Genomic DNA, 14,900 nt, shown 5'->3' with positions numbered 1-14,900 from the left:
ATAGAAACTTATTAATCAAGTAGTCTTGATTGACTACACCATTATTATACTAGGGGTTGAACTTATGTGCCATGAAATGGAGAAAATCTATAGTGAGGGAATGGAAAGCGGAGAGAAACGTGGCGAGCTAAAAGCCAAAAAAGAAACCATCCTTTCACTGGCTGAAATGGGAATCCCAGTTAACCAAATCGCAAAAGCCGTAAATCTCAGCGAAAAAGATGTCCAGAAATGGATTGATGAGAATTTGTGTGCAATGAAATAAATAGGGAAATATTATTATGGGCAGGTCTGTTTCGGGCTTGCCCATTTTCCAAAGAACTTACCAATCTTTCAACCAATCTTTCAAAATGAAGATTTTATTGCCATGACAGAAGAATTCGAGAGTGAGGTGAGAGACATGTGTAATCTAAGTAGAGCTCTTGTAGACCAGGGAATTGTGCAAGGAATGAAACAGGGAGTTGAAAAAGAAAAAATGAGAAAGTACAGATGGTTGGAAGCTGTATTTTCTCATCTTTTTGTTATTGGTGGTAATGAGCTAAAAGTTTGTGTTTGTATGATTAAATAAGCCCGATCAGTGCCACAATTTCTCCGGTAATGGCGCTCAGCGGAAGCGCTGTCACCAGCCCAAGGAAAAACCATTTCCAGTGGAATGCGTAGTCGTGGTAAGCTTCTGTCATGTCCTCTGTACCAGGGATGATCCACCATTTGGAATGGCAGAACCAGATGGTGTCGATCACCAGTGCATCAAACAGGGAAAAAACGTTGAAGAAGATGTAGGACTGCCAGAAGCCTGCAAAAAAGGTAAACTGTTTGTTGAATGCGCAGGTGATGACAATGGAGAGAAGAAGCATGACCAGCAGACCAGGGAGTTTATTCTTCTTGGCGTTGGAATCCAGTTCTTCCTGGGTGGTAATGCCTCTTTTGATGGCACATTCCCTGATGGCAGGGGGATAGTTGTAAAGCTGCCTTTTGGCGCCCTGAAACTTGAACAGGAGCAGCATAAATGCAGAATACAGCAGGGTGTAAACAATTGCTTCGAGGATTATTTTTGTTATCATGTGGATTCTCCTTCCTTTTTAGAATATTCTTCAGAGCTTGCGCCAAAATGACTTCCCATAATTTGTACGCCCCACTTTAAGGTATATTTCGCACGAATTCGGTTGCCGTAGCTCGCTACGGCAACATCATTTGAGTAAAATCTCCCACAAAGTATGACGGGCATCTTGCAGAAAGCCTCTGAGGTGCATGCTCTAGGCTGCCGCATATCGATAGATGCAGTCGAATATCATGTCAATATTAGTTTCAAATACGTCTTCAATAAAGGTGTCCCGGTTTTGCGCCATACTGTAGATGGTCTTAAAGAAATTGATGATGATCCGGATATCCAGATCCGGCCGAATCCCGTCTACATAAGACAGATAGCGCATGGCCTCCTGTTCATCATGGACTGCAGAAAAAAGCCCGTCCTTTGTCGTATGCGTCTTCAGCCATACCCAGTCATCCAAGGTAAGCTCCATCAGGATATTGTTCTCCTTCCGAAAAGAATCCCGAAAAAGGTGGATGGCCTGATCTAAGGAAATCTTTCCAGACGGCAGCAGCATACCTGCTAGTTTCTGCTCCATTTCCCGGTCCTGCTCCTGGGTCAGTGCTTTCACAAAGCTTTCTTTTGAGTCAAAGAAATGATAAAAAGTCCCGGTGGCGATATCTGCCCGCTCCGCGATCATAGACACCTTCATCCTTTTCAGCCCAATCTCCCGAATCATGTCATACCCGATCCCAAGCAGCTTTTCCCGTATTTGCTCACGCTGTTCTTCCGTAAAATTAGCTGGCATATAGTCCCTCCAGTCATTGTTATATTTTTTATTCAATGAACAAAAATATAAAATATTCACTGAAAGAAATTATAGCACTCCCTATATGGAACTTCAAGTGGATGGAGACCACACTATTAAGAAAAAATTTCAATAACAACAAAATGGTGGTTTTCATGGAGGAATCCCAGTTGTGATTTTCCTTTGTTTTGTGTATACTGAAAGAAAAAACAGGAGGGAATAGGTTTGGGCGTTTATTTGGATAGCAAAACAGGGTATGCTTTGTACAAAAGTGAGACAGAGAAGCCATATTTCGTAGATAAAACATTATTATTAAAAGAACTGTTCCCCTTGGTAGAGGAAGGCAGCAATTATGTATGTGTTACCCGTCCAAGACGTTTTGGAAAAACGGTTATGGCGAATATGATTGCGGCCTTTTTTTCCAGATCCTGTGATTCTCAGGAACTTTTTGAAGGACGAAATATTTCAAAAATAAGCGGATACGAAAAATACAGAAATAAGTACGCAGTTATTTCCATTTCTTTTAATGATATTGCAGGAGATTGTACGTCCTATGTACAATATATAAAACGTATTGAGAAGAAGCTGATCAGAGATTTAAAGCGTGCATACCCTGAGATTGATTTGGACGAGGCCGAATACGCAGTAGATGTTTTATCAGACATTTATGCAGAACATGAGGGAGCGCGATTTATTTTTATTCTGGACGAATGGGACTATCTGTTCCATCAGGATTTTGCCACAGAGGCGGATAAAAAAATGTATCTCACATTTCTCCGCTCCTTATTGAAAGACAGACCATATGTGAAATTTGCGTATATGACCGGGATTTTACCCATAGCGAAGTATTCCAGTGGTTCCGAACTGAATATGTTTGCAGAATATACAATGGTATCGGAAGAGCGTTTCTCTGAATTTTTTGGCTTCACAGAACATGAGGTGGATGAATTATACCAGCGCTATCAGAAGAATAATGAAGGCAATCTGAACATAAGCCGGGATGGAATCAGAATGTGGTATAACGGATATCATACGCAGTCTGGGGAACGTTTGTATAATCCCAGATCTGTGGTAATGGCGCTGTCTAATAATAACCTGGGAAATTATTGGACAAGTTCTGGCCCCTACGATGAAATTTACTATTATATAGCAAACAACGTTGGAGAAGTGCGAGATGATCTTGCCTTAATGGCAGCAGGAGAGGCAATTCCCATGAAAATTAGGGAATATGCAGCGACCGCCCGAAGTTTGAAGACAAAAGAAGAAATTTTTTCTGCAATGGTGGTTTATGGATTCTTAAGCTATGAAAATGGAAAGGTCTATATTCCGAATAATGATGATTTGAAAAGAACATTACCGATTGCAATTTCTGGATTTTTGGGCCAGCATCAGTTCACCCAATGGGGATATGTTTTTGCACTTTCCGTATTAAGTTTAATTCCAATACTTATCGTTTTTGTTTCTTGCCAAAGTTTTTTCATTGAGGGCTTGACGGCTGGAAGTGTAAAAGGTTAAGAGTGTAATTGTTTAAAATCTATGAATCCAATATGAGAGCTATCGCGATATTCCCGATAGCTCTCATATTTTCTTTAGAGTCCAGTTTTTATACCAATAAATCACTGTTTCAGCTTCTAATATACGAAACAGAATATGCTCTATCACCATTTGCAACAAAATACAGTATCACTTATTTTCCGGTGGAACATACTCCAGCAGATCTTCAATCTTGCAATCCAGCGCATAACACAGCCGCGCCAAAACAGCTGTATCCAATCTTGTCACAGTTCCTTTACAAAACTGGTTCAGCTGTGTCCTTTGCATCTCTGCTCTGTGTGCCAATTTATTCTTACTGATTCCCTGTTTTTCAATCATTTCATCCAGCTTGATCCGGATGCAGCCATAATTCAGATCTTCCATATACCATTACCCTCAACTACAATATTATTATGAGATTGTAATAATAGGATATCTAATCTATAATCGAATTATAAGTTGTAGAATATCTACTGTAATTACTTACACGTATAGAAGTATTGGGAGGGATTTGATTATGGAAGAAGTATTAAAAAATTTAACATCGGAACAACAACAGAAATTTAACCAGGTATCTGCAGAGCTGAAATATCTTACAGATACCCAATGGAAAGCCGTTTATGGATTATGTCCCATGACGCAGGACATTTTTAACGGCATTCAGTTGGAACGACTGAAAATAGGGGATGAGTTGGAGCCTACTGCCTTGGAAGTTTTCCTGAAATACCCTGAATTTGCACTTCCCTACAGCGACTGCCTTGAAAAGGCAATAGAAACACTTCAATCGGACACTGGCACTTCAGAAAATTCAGCTATAATTTCGGAAGATGTATATGAAAAAATACAATGTGTAGTGAAAGAATCATTTCCATACATCTTCAATTAATTTATAAGGAAACTACATTGAAAAGCCAAAAGGCAGAGGAATGGAGAAGGAAAAGGCAATCACAGAGGCACTAAAATATTTCAATATGATTATGCACAGAAATCAAGAGCAGTATCGAAATTCTCTCAGTAAACGAAAAAGGAATGACCCTGAGCGGTAATCATGTATAAAGGCGGTGGCTCATACGAGTCGCCGTCTCTATACATGGGCCATGTCGTCGAACGTTGTGCAGATCGTTCCACAGGAAGATTATTGCAGATATCATATGTCGTCCATGTTGTGTTAATTCCTGCTTTTTTCTTGTAATCAATCCATCCGTGCAATATGAAACAAAATGAGTATCAGAACGCAGCATTTGAATGCTTCGCTCTGATGCCCTTTTACGATATAGTTTCTTTTACCGCGGCAACAGCGATTACCGGTTACCAGAATTCCAGCGTCTCTTTCTACAACACTGCACCCCTTTTGATTAGCTTTTTTTCTCCGCACCTCTTGCAAACCAGAAAGAAGCGCGGTATAATATGACCAGAAGGACCGAAATGGTCATATTTCAGGGAGGGTGCGACCTTGGCTTTTACCGATTACGAAACTGAGCAGCTCCGCAAGGCGTTGCTGAAGGAAACGAGACATTGTGCTGTCACGCTGGGGATGAAGAAAACCTCCGTAGAGCAGCTGACGAAGGCGGTCGGCATTTCAAAGGGCTCGTTCTATAAATTCTACGAATCCAAGGAAATGCTTTTCTTCGCGGTTTTGGAGAACGTTCACTCCGATCTTTACGGAGTGGCTGACCATGCACTGAGCGAAGCAAACGGCTTGCCGCCGTCGGAGCGTGCGGCAAAGGCGGTTCTTGCCGTCTGCCGGCGGCTGTCCGATACCGGCGACATGGTTTTCATTGAAAACGATGCGAAGCTGCTTTTGCAGAGACTGCCGGAGGACATCAAAAATGTCCATTACCACGATGACGAGACGCACATTCGTCTACTTTTGGAGAAATATGACCTTGCGCCGAATCGCGGCATCTCTTTGGCTGCCGCCACGGTACGGGGACTGATCTTGACTGTTTCCCACAAGGAGCAGATTGGAGAACTGTACCCGCAGGTGCTGGAAACGCTGGTGTACGGCGCTTGCAGGGAGTTATTTAAATAAGCGGAAGGCCGCAGAGATGCGGCTTTTCCGAAATACGGTGGTTAGCACTCTCTAACTATGCGACTGTGCGTATCGGTTAGGCGAATCTAACATCGAAAGGAATGATAGCGATGCAGGAACACAAGAACTTCTGGGACAAAAATGCCGGTCGGTACGACCGCTTTATGCGAAAGGATCGGGCAGCGTATGAGGAGATGTATGCGCACATCCGGCCGGTGGTGAAAGCAAAAACGGTGTTGGATCTGGCGACCGGCACGGGGCTAATCGCAAAACATATCGTAAACGCAGCGGCACACATCGAGGCGACGGACGCTTCTGCGGAAATGATTGCGGAAGCCAAGCGGGACAATCACTCGGCGAAGCTGCACTTTTCCGTGCAGGATATGTTCCGCCTGCCCTATGCGGATGAATCTTTTGATGTGGTGATCGTGTCAAACGCACTGCACATCGTGCCGCAGCCGGAGAAAGCCCTGCAAGAAATCAAGCGGGTTCTGAAGGATGACGGCGTGTTGATTGCGCCGACCTTCACCCATGCCGGAAACTCTTTTTCCGGCATGGTCAGGGCATTTTTTATGAGGATGGCAGGCTTCCCTCTCCACAGCAAGTGGACGAGCGAGGAATACCTGCGTTTCCTACGGCAAAACGGCTGGGCGGTGCGGAAAAGCGCTGTTCTAAAGGCGTCCTTCCCGCTGACCTATGCGGAATGTGTGAAATCGGAGGTGTGATAAGATGTCATTTTTTGAGAACACCAGAAAGCCTGTGGGGCTTGGCGGGAAAATCATGGTTGCCATGATGAACCTGGGTCACAGTCCTGTGGCCCAGTGGGGACTTCAATTTCTGAATGTTGCGCCGGACGCCAAGGTGCTGGACTGCGGCTGCGGCGGCGGGGCGAACATGAAAAGGCTGCTGAAAAAATGCCCACAGGGTATTGTCAAGGGCATTGACTATTCTCCCGTCAGTGTGGAGAAGGCTCGAAGCCTCAACCGAGCCGCAATTCAGGAGGGGCGCTGCGTGGTGTGGCAGGGCAGCGTGGAGCGTATCATTTTCGCAAAGGACTGGTTCGATGCGGTCACAGCCTTTGAAACCGTCTATTTCTGGCCCGATCTGCCCCGGTGCTTCCGGGAGGTTTACCGGGTGCTGAAGCCCGGCGGGACATTACTCATCTGCAACGAGAGCAATGGCGACACGGACAAGGACAAGAAGTGGACGGAGATCATCGGCGGCATGACCATCTATAAGGACGTTGAGTTAAAGGCGTATCTGGAGCAGGCGGGCTTTCACGATGTGCAGATATACAAAAAGAAAAGCTGGCTCTGCATTACAGCGCGGAAATGAGAGGGCTAAATCATGAGTATCTTTGCATCTATCTTACGCAGCGTATACGAGCTCTCCGGCGCGAAAAAGGCGTTCGCCTTGCCGGAGTATGCACTGCGAAAGGAAATTGAAAAGCAGAACCGGCATCGTGGCGTTTTTACGCCCACCGACCGCAAGGCATATTATGAAACGATCGCGGTAAACGGCTTCCCCTGCCTGATCGTGCGAGAGCATCCGAAGCCGTCCGAGCGCGCGATTCTCTATTTCTTCGGAGGCGGCATGGTGATCGGCCCGGACAAAGGCGACCTGCCTGTGATGCGTAAGCTCTGCCGCGAAACAGGCTGTGATGTGTGGTTTCCGTTTTACCCGCTCTGCATGGAGCACTGCATTACTGAAACATACGCGATGGTGTACGAATGTTACCGGAAAATAATTACACTGTACGGCGGCGGAAATGTCAGCACCTGTGGTCTTTCCTCTGGCGGTGCGCTGGCTTTGGGGATCGCGGCACACAACAACGCGCAGCCCGAGCCGCTGCCGCAGCCGAGACACATCGTCGTTGTATCCCCCGGTGAAGTGCCGTGGAACGATGCGGAAAAGGCGCGGATGCAGGCGCTCAATAAACGGGACGTTTCCATCGACTATGCCTTTATGGTGACAGTGGAAAAAATCATGCGGCATGGCTGCGAGAATGTGCCGGACTATATGCTCTCCGGCTCCCGGGGAGATTTTACCGGCGTAGGCGATATTCACTTCTTCTATTCTGCCGACGAGGTGCTCTACGGTGCTTTGCCGGACTTTGAGGAAGCCTGCAAACGGGCAAATGTCCCCTATACGGTGTCCGCCCGCCCGAAGATGGTGCATTGCTACTGTATGCTGCCGATCTTCAAGGAGGCAAAAGAGGACTTTGCGAAAATCGTGGACATTTTGAAAAAATGAAATCGGAAACGGTCGTGTGATGATTGAAACACGGAGGAAGAACCATGGAACGAAAAGAAGCCATTCGCAGTGCATACCGAATGACGGGCGGCAATAATTTTTATGATGGCATGATCACCTGCTCTACCCTGAGCGGGAAAGCGGTATGCCGCTTGGTGTGGGCAATGAACAAGGCGGAAAACGATGCCTATCTGGAAAAGGCAATGTCCGGTATTCCGGAGCATTTCTCCGGCAAGCTGTTGGAAGTGCCGGTGGGAACAGGGATTCTGACCATGCCGGTTTATCGGACTATGCCGGAGGCGGACATTACCTGTCTCGATTATTCGCCCGATATGATGAGGCAGGCACGGGAAAAGGCTGACTGCCTGCACCTGAAAAATGTAACCTTCCGGCAGGGAGATGTGGGGGCGCTTCCCTATGAAGACGATACTTTCGACATCGTTTTGTCGCTGAACGGCTTTCATGCTTTTCCGGACAAGGAAGCCGCCTATCGGGAGGTTTTCCGGGTTTTGAGACCCGGCGGGACATTCTGTGGCTGCTTCTATGTGAAGAGCGAGCACAAGCGGACGGATTGGTTTGTCCGGCATGCTTATGAAAAGGCAGGGTTTTTCACACCGCCCTATGAGACGGTTTCCAGTCTGAAAGCACGGCTGGATGGAATGTATACGGATGTGGACATGGGAAACCTGAAAAGCATGGCATGGTTTGTCTGCCGAAAAGCGGGTTAAATCTGAGATGGTCTCATGCACGCAAGAAAGAACAAGGAGGGAGGCAATCAGATGAAGGACAACGAGCTTCTATTCGACCGCAAAAGCCATGTGCTGTATTCAAAGCCTTGCAAGAAAGAGATACGGGCGAAGATCGCCCTGCACTACCCGGAAGCAGAGCGGGAGGCGATATGGGAACAGGTACAGCGGCAGTACGTGGTCTTTCTCTCCGACTGGCGCACCGACTTGGGCGGCAAAAAGAACTTCCACAACGGCGTAGGAGGCACCTACGACTGCATCGCCATCATGAGCTATTATGTGGTCTGCAAAGCAGTTACTTCGTTCCGTGAAATCGAAGAGATGGAGGAAAATCTGATTCTTCCGACTTTCTGCAAGCTGAAATTTGTGGACTGCAACAAGCCGTTCTGGAGGAAGCTGATGTACAAGGCGTTTGTTCGTGCGAAAAGCGGCTGCGACAAATGGCACGATTACGAGATGGCGGTTGCGCCTTATGAAACCGACAAGCCTATTTATTATGAATTTACGGCGTGCCCGGCAGCGGAGTTTGCTATCAAGCACGGTCTTACGGATATTATGCCCGCCCTGTGTAATGTGGACTTTGCGTCTATGGAGCTGCTCCATGCAAGACTGGTGCGGACGACTACTTGCGTGGACGGCTGCCGATGCGATTATACCATCTGCGGCAACAAGGATCCATATTTAAAGGAGCATCCCGAATACCGGGACGAAAAAGGATACAGGAGGAACAAGTAATGCTTTTACAAACGGTTTTGGAAGGTCTGGGGCTGGGGGTTCTGCTGATTATCATCTGTGCCGTGGGTATCCGCAAGGGCGCGGTGGGCATGGTGCATCTTTACAGCCCGGAGGTGCAGGAGCGGTGCGTAACGCTGGGACTTACAACACACGCGAAAATTAAGCGAAATGCTTTGATTTTCAAAGCTGTCTGCGTTCCCGGTTACATCGCCTATGTGCTGGTGTGTGTCTATGCGCTCAACGGCGCAAAGGGCTTCGTTCAGGGCTTTTGGCAGCTGCTGGTCATACTGTCCGTTATGAATCTCATAGACCGATTTTGGGTTGACGGCTATTGGGTAGGACATACGAACGCATGGGAAGTTCCGGGAACGGAAGACCTGAAACCCTACATTACAGCCAAGGATAAGGGCAAAAAGTGGCTGTTCGGCACAGTTGGTATGGCGGTCATTTCGGCAGCACTGGCGGCGATTATGTCGGTATTTATTCACTGAAGGAGATACCTATATGAAATATAAAATCGAGAAAAACACCGTACAGGAGACGTTGATCATTCCGCTGTATGCGCGGAAGGTCTGCTCAGAACTATACCCGAATCTTTACCGGGACGAAACAGCGGTTCGCCTGATTGACGAGATCGACTACGACTTTTCAGAGGCGGAGAAAAAATCCCGCAGCCTGATGCAGCGTTTCGGTTCACTGGAGGTGGCCATGCGGCAGAATGACCTTGCTTTTGAGGTGCGGGATTATCTGAAATCTCACCCCAATGCGGCGGTGGTCAATCTGGGCTGCGGACTGGACAGCACAGGGAGAAGCTGCGACAACGGCAGTTGCAAGATTTATAATCTGGACTTTCCCGATGTGATCGCCCTGCGCAATGAACTGCTGCCCGCCGGAAAGCGGGAGGAAAGCATTTCTTGTGATTTGAACAATACCGAGTGGTTTAAGGAAATTGATGCCTCCGGCGGCGCGTTGTTCTTTGCCTCCGGCGTGTTTTACTACTTTTTGACCGAACAGGTCAAGGCTTTGGTTCAAAAAATGGCAGACGCTTTTCCCGGCGGCGTGCTGGTATTTGACGCAGCGAACCGGACGGCGGTAAAGATGATTGCCAAGACATGGCTCAAGAGCGCGAAGATCCAGGATGTGGGCGCGTATTTTGCGGTTTCGAACGCAAAAAGCGAGCTTTCCCTGTGGGACAGCCGTTTGCAGGTCACGAGTCGGGGCTATATGCTGGGCTACAACGATCTCCGCGACCCATCCGTCAGCGGCTTTTTCCGTTTTCTCGCAAAGGTCGGCAACGGCATGATGAAAATGCAGATCGTGAAGATCGGATTTGGAGGCAGGAAATGAAATCGAGTAAAGAAAAACGAGCGCTTATTGCGGGAATGATCGGGTGCTTGCTCTATGTGATCGGCGACTTTTTGTTTGCGGCGACCGGGAAAACCCAAAGCACGGAATCCATCGGACTGATGGTCAAAGTCGCCTATCTCGATATGGCCACATGGCGCATGGTGGTCAGCATTATCTGCGGTGTTCTCGGAACGGCACTCTATTACATCGGTTTTCACCAGATGTGGAAGCTCCTGAAGCGGCACCTCACCCAACCAAAGCAGCAGAAGTGGGTCAAGCTGTTTCAGATCGCCTATCTCACCGGCACGGTCTGCTGGGGCTATGTCCATGCTATGTTTACGAACATGGCGCTGTTCTTCAAGTTTACCTTTGAGAAATACGGCGATATGCAGGCGGCAGCAGAGATCGCCAATAAGGTTTTTTACTGCAACGCCGCGCCGCTGCTGGCAGCATATATCCTGTGTGATGTACTTCTTTCCGTCGTGATGCTCGTTATGATCTGGAAAAGGATGCTCCCGCTGAAAAACACAGCACAGCGGATATTGGCATCCTTCTGCAACCCCATCGTTTTTACGGGGATTGTGGGAAATCTCTTCACGCTTCTGCCGTGGCCGCTGGATCAGATCGATCACGGCACGGAATCCGCCGGACACCTGCTGGTTTTGGTATTGGGGCTGGTTTTGCTGCGGGAGAAGGCAAAATGCGGAGAATGTAAGGAGACAGTGCAATGAAATACATAGGTATGCCCATGGGAATGTGGGCGCTGTTTGCAGGCTCATTCCAAAAGCAGCTGACAGAGGTGCTCGGCTACGATACCGATACGGCAAAAGCGATCACGAAAAATGCAAAGCCGAAATACAAAGCAATCATCGCAGACCTGCCGGAGTTTGAAAAAGCGGATCGCTTCAAGATGAACATCGTCAACTGCGCAATGATCGGCGCGTTCGTTCTCTCCATGCCGGAGCGTCCGGATGTGGAGTGGCTGACGGAGTATTACGCAAAATCCATGATGACAAAGCCGATGAAATGGTTCTGCCGCAAGAGCGGAAAGAGCAAATTTGCCGAAAAGGACATTTCCGGCATGAAGGCGACCGCAGCCTTGAAAGCCGCCGACCGCAACCCGTATTCATGGAATATGGAGTTTTACGAATACCCCGACGGCAGCGGATACGAGGGACGCTTCACCAAATGCGGCATCTGTGTGCTGATGAAAAAGCTGGGGCTATATGACCTCACTCCGGCGCTGTGCCGCCTGGACTACACCATGAGCGAAGCGGGCGGCGTGACCGACTTCGTGCGGCAGTACACTCTCGCCTCCGGCGGCCCATACTGCGACTGCGGGTATAAAAAGAAGGGCTTCGTGAAGCCTGAGACGGAGGCCGGACGATGAAGGAAACCTATCTCTCCCGTGATTTTCGGGAGACTGCGGCACAGCGCTTTTCCTCGCACGCCAAGGAGCTGAAGGCCTTTTTTGATACACGGTTGAATGCGCTGCTGGCTGAAAATGCAGATGCAAGCAAGGAGAAGCAATACCACCTCAAGCGGCAGATCTTACCGGGCATTGCGGCCTACGAAACCTTGCAGCGGGTCATGCCGAAAGAGGAGGCGCTGCAAATCGTTCATGGCTATGTGGAGCGGCTGGCGAGAACGAGTCACAAACAGCTTGCCACCCTGCTGCTCATACCGGGGCTTTACCGCCTTGTTCCCAGCGTTTTCGTCAAATCCACGCGGAGCGTCTTCGGCCCGGCGGCGGGCTTTGACCCAAAGGAGTTGCAGGTCGGCAACGGTATATGGCGTGTGGATATGGTGAAATGTCCCTATCACGACACCTGCGCAGAATACGGCTACCCGGAGCTGTGCCGCTGCTTTTGCGACAGTGACGACATCAGCTACGTCGGGCTGCATCCGAAGCTGATCTGGGAGAGAAGCATGACGTTGGGGCGCGGCGATGACCGCTGCGACTTTTGCATGAAGATCATAAAATAGGGACGCAGGAATGAAGAAAATGAAGACGAAAGAAACAAAACAGTTCATCCACTGGTGCATTCTTGGCGCGATCGGATGTGGATTGATGGCTGCCGGGGACTGGCTGCTGGGGTGCGTTCCGCTTCAGAAAACCGACACCGGCCTTTTCAACAGAGCCTGTTATCTGTCTGGCTCTTATGGGCTGTGGAGGCCCGTGCTTACCGTTGGACTGGGAGCGATTGGGGGCTTTCTCTATTACTTTGTGGTAAAAGCACTGAATGCGGACATCGACGAAAAATATAGAAAGACCAGAACCATCCAGTTTCTGTGCGGGATATTCACCGTTGCGATCGCTCTGACCATCCATACATGGGTGGCCACCATGGCATGGTTTACCACCTATCTGGGGCCGCGTATCAGAGCGGAGGCCGCGCTTGCGGCGGTTACGGCCTATCAGGACGATATGCTCCCCGCGATCCTCCCCATGTATGTTCCGATGCTATTGGTTTTTGGTATCCATTTTGTGATGCTGCTTGCCGGAAAAACGCGCTATCCAAAGTGGATGCTTGCTTTCCATCCGGTCACATGGAACCTTCTGCTGGCTGCAGTACCGGATATTGCGCAGGCAATGCAGATGCCGGTGTCTACATGGATGTCCGTGATGAGCCAGAGCAGCACGAACAGTGCTATCATGATCTGGTGCATTGCGGCTGCGGTTTATGAGAGAAGTCACACTCAATAAAAAAGGAGTCTTGAACATGAAACCTGATTACAAAAACTGGATCCCCAAGGGAATGCTGGTTTCGCTCATCGCGGGAACGGTGCTGTCCCTTGCGCTGCTGCTCGTTTTCGGCGTATTCGGCATCGGTGTGAGAAGAAAGCTGCGCGTCGTGCTGGGAGTGGTGTTCGGCATTGCCTTTGTCGTTTGTGCAAAGTACACCCAGCGGTGCGCTGACCATTGCCTGCGCAAAGCGCAATCCCCAGGGGAAAATGGTCGGCATTGACCGCTGGGGCAAGGAATATGCCTCCTTCAGCCTGCCGCTGTGCGAAAAAAACGCCGCTGCGGAGGGCGTGAAAAACGCTTCGTTCCGGCGTGGAAACGCCGTGAAGCTGGATTTCCCCGACGAGAGCTTCGACGCAGTGACCAGCAACTATGTCTATCACAATATCACGGGGAAGGACAAGCAGGCGCTTCTGCTGGAAACGCTGCGCGTGCTGAAAAAGGGCGGAACGTTTGCCATCCATGACCTGATGTCGCCTCGCAGATACGGCGATATGCAGGAGTTTGTCCAAAAGCTCAGGGATATGGGCTATGAGCGCGTAGAGCTGATCGACACGACCGACGGCAGCTTTATGACGCCGAAGGAAGCCGGACGCCTGATGCTTTGCGGCTCAACATTGCTGGTGGGAAGAAAGTAATCGGCGCGGCATCATGGAAAGCTGATCTCCGCACAGTTTGACAGCTACCGCCGGAGCATGGCGGAATGTACCGACCGCAAGACTGCCGGGCTATATATGGACGCGACGATGGTCTATCACTTCGGCGGCTAGGCTACGTTTCTTAAGCCTGTAAATAAATCACGGGAGGAAAAGTGATATGAAATACAACGGCTTTTATTTCTGGATGTTCAAAAGCCCGATGAAAAAGGTTCTGGCAGAGAAGTACGGCAGGGAATATGCCGCCGACATTATGAAAAAGAGCAAAAAGGTCTATCGTGAGCTTGTCGAGAAAGCAGACGACATCGGTGACGATAACCCTATGGCATACAACGAGTTGTTCGCCCTTGCCTTCGTTGCGCCCTATGTGGCAAGCGAAAAGAAAATTCCGCCAACGGTCGTGCAGGAAATGATGCGCCGCTCACTCTATCATATCAAGTGGTATTTTGCAAAGACCGACTTGAATACCGACAAGGGCAAGGCGGAGAACAAAAAGAGCGTTGTCAAATACGCCAAATGGTACACGCCCGAAAAGGAAGCGAAATACCCGACCTCCTTCAAGGTGGATTTTGTCGGGCAGCCGTATGAGGGTGCCTGTTACTACCGCATTACCCGCTGCCCGATTTGCATTTACACGGAGAAACTCAGTGTTTCCGAACTCATGCCGTTGTTCTGCGAACTTGATGAAGTGATGATCACGCTTCAGCACGGCGTGCTGCACAGAAAACAGACGCTGGCGAATGGCGGAGAGTATTGCGACTACTTTATTACCGGAAACAGAGAATAAACGGAGAAGCTCGTATCGGTCAATAGCTGATACGAGCTTCTTTTCATATGTGCGCCTAGCGGCGCACGTTTCTAACGGGTTAAAGTCCCGAATCCGCCCGGTAGTGGGAAGGATATAGCCGAAAGCAAGGGTGTCCATCGTGAGATGGAATCTGAAGGAAGCTGGATGTGAGGAATATACTAACTCACGGGCAAATCTCTGGTCTGACGAACAGAAATCTCATATGAGGTCAT

General features: G+C 48.9%; 23 protein-coding genes. 19 read left to right on the top strand and 4 right to left on the bottom strand.

Annotation, left to right across the window (positions count from 1 at the left end; all coding sequences use genetic code 11):
• Positions 1 to 64: 64 nt before the first annotated feature.
• A complete protein-coding gene (locus tag DW904_RS16370) occupies positions 65 to 262 on the top strand; it encodes a hypothetical protein (protein ID WP_202187751.1) in 198 nt (65 codons plus the stop codon).
• 102 nt (positions 263 to 364) lie between these two features.
• Positions 365 to 565 (top strand): hypothetical protein, encoded by a 201-nt coding sequence (locus DW904_RS16365; protein ID WP_118582785.1) that lies wholly within the window; start codon positions 365 to 367, stop codon positions 563 to 565.
• On the opposite strand, the gene DW904_RS16360 is transcribed toward DW904_RS16365, so the two are convergent.
• The 3 genes from DW904_RS16360 to DW904_RS16350 are packed head-to-tail and all read right to left on the bottom strand — an operon-like array spanning position 558 to position 1,832.
• Complete coding sequence (locus DW904_RS16360; protein ID WP_118582782.1) at positions 558 to 1,058, bottom strand: hypothetical protein; 501 nt, start codon at positions 1,056 to 1,058, stop codon at positions 558 to 560. The two genes, DW904_RS16365 and DW904_RS16360, sit on opposite strands and share 8 nt — an antisense overlap.
• Complete coding sequence (locus DW904_RS25840; protein ID WP_118582779.1) at positions 1,055 to 1,264, bottom strand: DUF6783 domain-containing protein; 210 nt, start codon at positions 1,262 to 1,264, stop codon at positions 1,055 to 1,057. Before DW904_RS25840 ends, DW904_RS16360 begins: the two co-directional genes overlap by 4 nt.
• Entirely contained in the window at positions 1,251 to 1,832 is a 582-nt protein-coding gene (locus DW904_RS16350; RefSeq protein WP_118582776.1) for a TetR/AcrR family transcriptional regulator, read from the bottom strand. The genes DW904_RS25840 and DW904_RS16350 overlap by 14 nt, the downstream gene beginning before the upstream one ends.
• Before the next feature lie 225 nt (positions 1,833 to 2,057).
• Between DW904_RS16350 and DW904_RS16345 the strand changes: the two genes are divergently transcribed.
• Positions 2,058 to 3,347, top strand: coding sequence for an AAA family ATPase (locus DW904_RS16345; protein ID WP_118582773.1), 1,290 nt, complete (start codon positions 2,058 to 2,060; stop codon positions 3,345 to 3,347).
• Positions 3,348 to 3,515: 168 nt separating this feature from the next.
• On the opposite strand, the gene DW904_RS16340 is transcribed toward DW904_RS16345, so the two are convergent.
• The gene (locus DW904_RS16340) at positions 3,516 to 3,749 is read right to left on the bottom strand and encodes a helix-turn-helix transcriptional regulator (protein ID WP_202187750.1); all 234 of its coding nucleotides are present in this window, start codon (positions 3,747 to 3,749) and stop codon (positions 3,516 to 3,518) included.
• Between the two features lie 133 nt (positions 3,750 to 3,882).
• Between DW904_RS16340 and DW904_RS16335 the strand changes: the two genes are divergently transcribed.
• The 16 genes from DW904_RS16335 to DW904_RS16265 all read left to right on the top strand — a co-directional run bounded on the left by DW904_RS16335 (position 3,883) and on the right by DW904_RS16265 (position 14,667).
• Positions 3,883 to 4,251, top strand: coding sequence for a hypothetical protein (locus DW904_RS16335; protein ID WP_118582770.1), 369 nt, complete (start codon positions 3,883 to 3,885; stop codon positions 4,249 to 4,251).
• Positions 4,252 to 4,818: 567 nt separating this feature from the next.
• Entirely contained in the window at positions 4,819 to 5,397 is a 579-nt protein-coding gene (locus tag DW904_RS16330) for a TetR/AcrR family transcriptional regulator (RefSeq protein WP_118582767.1), read from the top strand.
• A 110-nt stretch (positions 5,398 to 5,507) separates the two neighbouring features.
• Positions 5,508 to 6,122: a class I SAM-dependent methyltransferase gene (locus tag DW904_RS16325; protein WP_118582764.1), complete on the top strand. Its 615-nt coding sequence runs from the start codon at positions 5,508 to 5,510 to the stop codon at positions 6,120 to 6,122.
• Positions 6,123 to 6,126: 4 nt separating this feature from the next.
• On the top strand, positions 6,127 to 6,732 hold the full coding sequence (locus tag DW904_RS16320; protein WP_118582761.1) for a class I SAM-dependent methyltransferase: 606 nt from the start codon (positions 6,127 to 6,129) through the stop codon (positions 6,730 to 6,732).
• 12 nt (positions 6,733 to 6,744) lie between these two features.
• The gene (locus DW904_RS16315) at positions 6,745 to 7,650 is read left to right on the top strand and encodes an alpha/beta hydrolase (protein ID WP_118582758.1); all 906 of its coding nucleotides are present in this window, start codon (positions 6,745 to 6,747) and stop codon (positions 7,648 to 7,650) included.
• Positions 7,651 to 7,694: 44 nt separating this feature from the next.
• Positions 7,695 to 8,378: a class I SAM-dependent methyltransferase gene (locus DW904_RS16310; RefSeq protein ID WP_118582755.1), complete on the top strand. Its 684-nt coding sequence runs from the start codon at positions 7,695 to 7,697 to the stop codon at positions 8,376 to 8,378.
• A gap of 51 nt (positions 8,379 to 8,429) precedes the next feature.
• The gene (locus DW904_RS16305; RefSeq protein ID WP_118582752.1) at positions 8,430 to 9,131 is read left to right on the top strand and encodes an L-2-amino-thiazoline-4-carboxylic acid hydrolase; all 702 of its coding nucleotides are present in this window, start codon (positions 8,430 to 8,432) and stop codon (positions 9,129 to 9,131) included.
• On the top strand, positions 9,131 to 9,622 hold the full coding sequence (locus tag DW904_RS16300) for a hypothetical protein (RefSeq protein ID WP_118582749.1): 492 nt from the start codon (positions 9,131 to 9,133) through the stop codon (positions 9,620 to 9,622). Before DW904_RS16305 ends, DW904_RS16300 begins: the two co-directional genes overlap by 1 nt.
• Before the next feature lie 13 nt (positions 9,623 to 9,635).
• Entirely contained in the window at positions 9,636 to 10,478 is an 843-nt protein-coding gene (locus tag DW904_RS16295; RefSeq protein ID WP_117854254.1) for a class I SAM-dependent methyltransferase, read from the top strand.
• Complete coding sequence (locus DW904_RS16290) at positions 10,475 to 11,209, top strand: DUF6796 family protein (protein ID WP_117854253.1); 735 nt, start codon at positions 10,475 to 10,477, stop codon at positions 11,207 to 11,209. Before DW904_RS16295 ends, DW904_RS16290 begins: the two co-directional genes overlap by 4 nt.
• Positions 11,206 to 11,868 (top strand): L-2-amino-thiazoline-4-carboxylic acid hydrolase, encoded by a 663-nt coding sequence (locus tag DW904_RS16285; protein WP_117854252.1) that lies wholly within the window; start codon positions 11,206 to 11,208, stop codon positions 11,866 to 11,868. Before DW904_RS16290 ends, DW904_RS16285 begins: the two co-directional genes overlap by 4 nt.
• Entirely contained in the window at positions 11,865 to 12,464 is a 600-nt protein-coding gene (locus DW904_RS16280) for an L-2-amino-thiazoline-4-carboxylic acid hydrolase (RefSeq protein ID WP_117854251.1), read from the top strand. Before DW904_RS16285 ends, DW904_RS16280 begins: the two co-directional genes overlap by 4 nt.
• A gap of 10 nt (positions 12,465 to 12,474) precedes the next feature.
• Positions 12,475 to 13,185 (top strand): DUF6796 family protein, encoded by a 711-nt coding sequence (locus tag DW904_RS16275; RefSeq protein ID WP_243000318.1) that lies wholly within the window; start codon positions 12,475 to 12,477, stop codon positions 13,183 to 13,185.
• A 16-nt stretch (positions 13,186 to 13,201) separates the two neighbouring features.
• Positions 13,202 to 13,447 (top strand): hypothetical protein, encoded by a 246-nt coding sequence (locus tag DW904_RS25835; protein WP_207664926.1) that lies wholly within the window; start codon positions 13,202 to 13,204, stop codon positions 13,445 to 13,447.
• A complete protein-coding gene (locus DW904_RS25830) occupies positions 13,434 to 13,862 on the top strand; it encodes a class I SAM-dependent methyltransferase (protein WP_347562175.1) in 429 nt (142 codons plus the stop codon). Before DW904_RS25835 ends, DW904_RS25830 begins: the two co-directional genes overlap by 14 nt.
• 178 nt (positions 13,863 to 14,040) lie before the next feature.
• Positions 14,041 to 14,667 (top strand): L-2-amino-thiazoline-4-carboxylic acid hydrolase, encoded by a 627-nt coding sequence (locus tag DW904_RS16265; RefSeq protein ID WP_117854249.1) that lies wholly within the window; start codon positions 14,041 to 14,043, stop codon positions 14,665 to 14,667.
• Positions 14,668 to 14,900 lie beyond the last annotated feature (233 nt).

The sequence above is a fragment of the Ruminococcus sp. AM42-11 genome, from assembly GCF_003480145.1.
Classification (GTDB): domain Bacteria; phylum Bacillota; class Clostridia; order Lachnospirales; family Lachnospiraceae; genus Blautia_A; species Blautia_A faecis.
The sequence above is the reverse complement of the archived record's forward strand: the minus strand, read 5'-3'. Positions and strand labels throughout refer to the sequence as shown.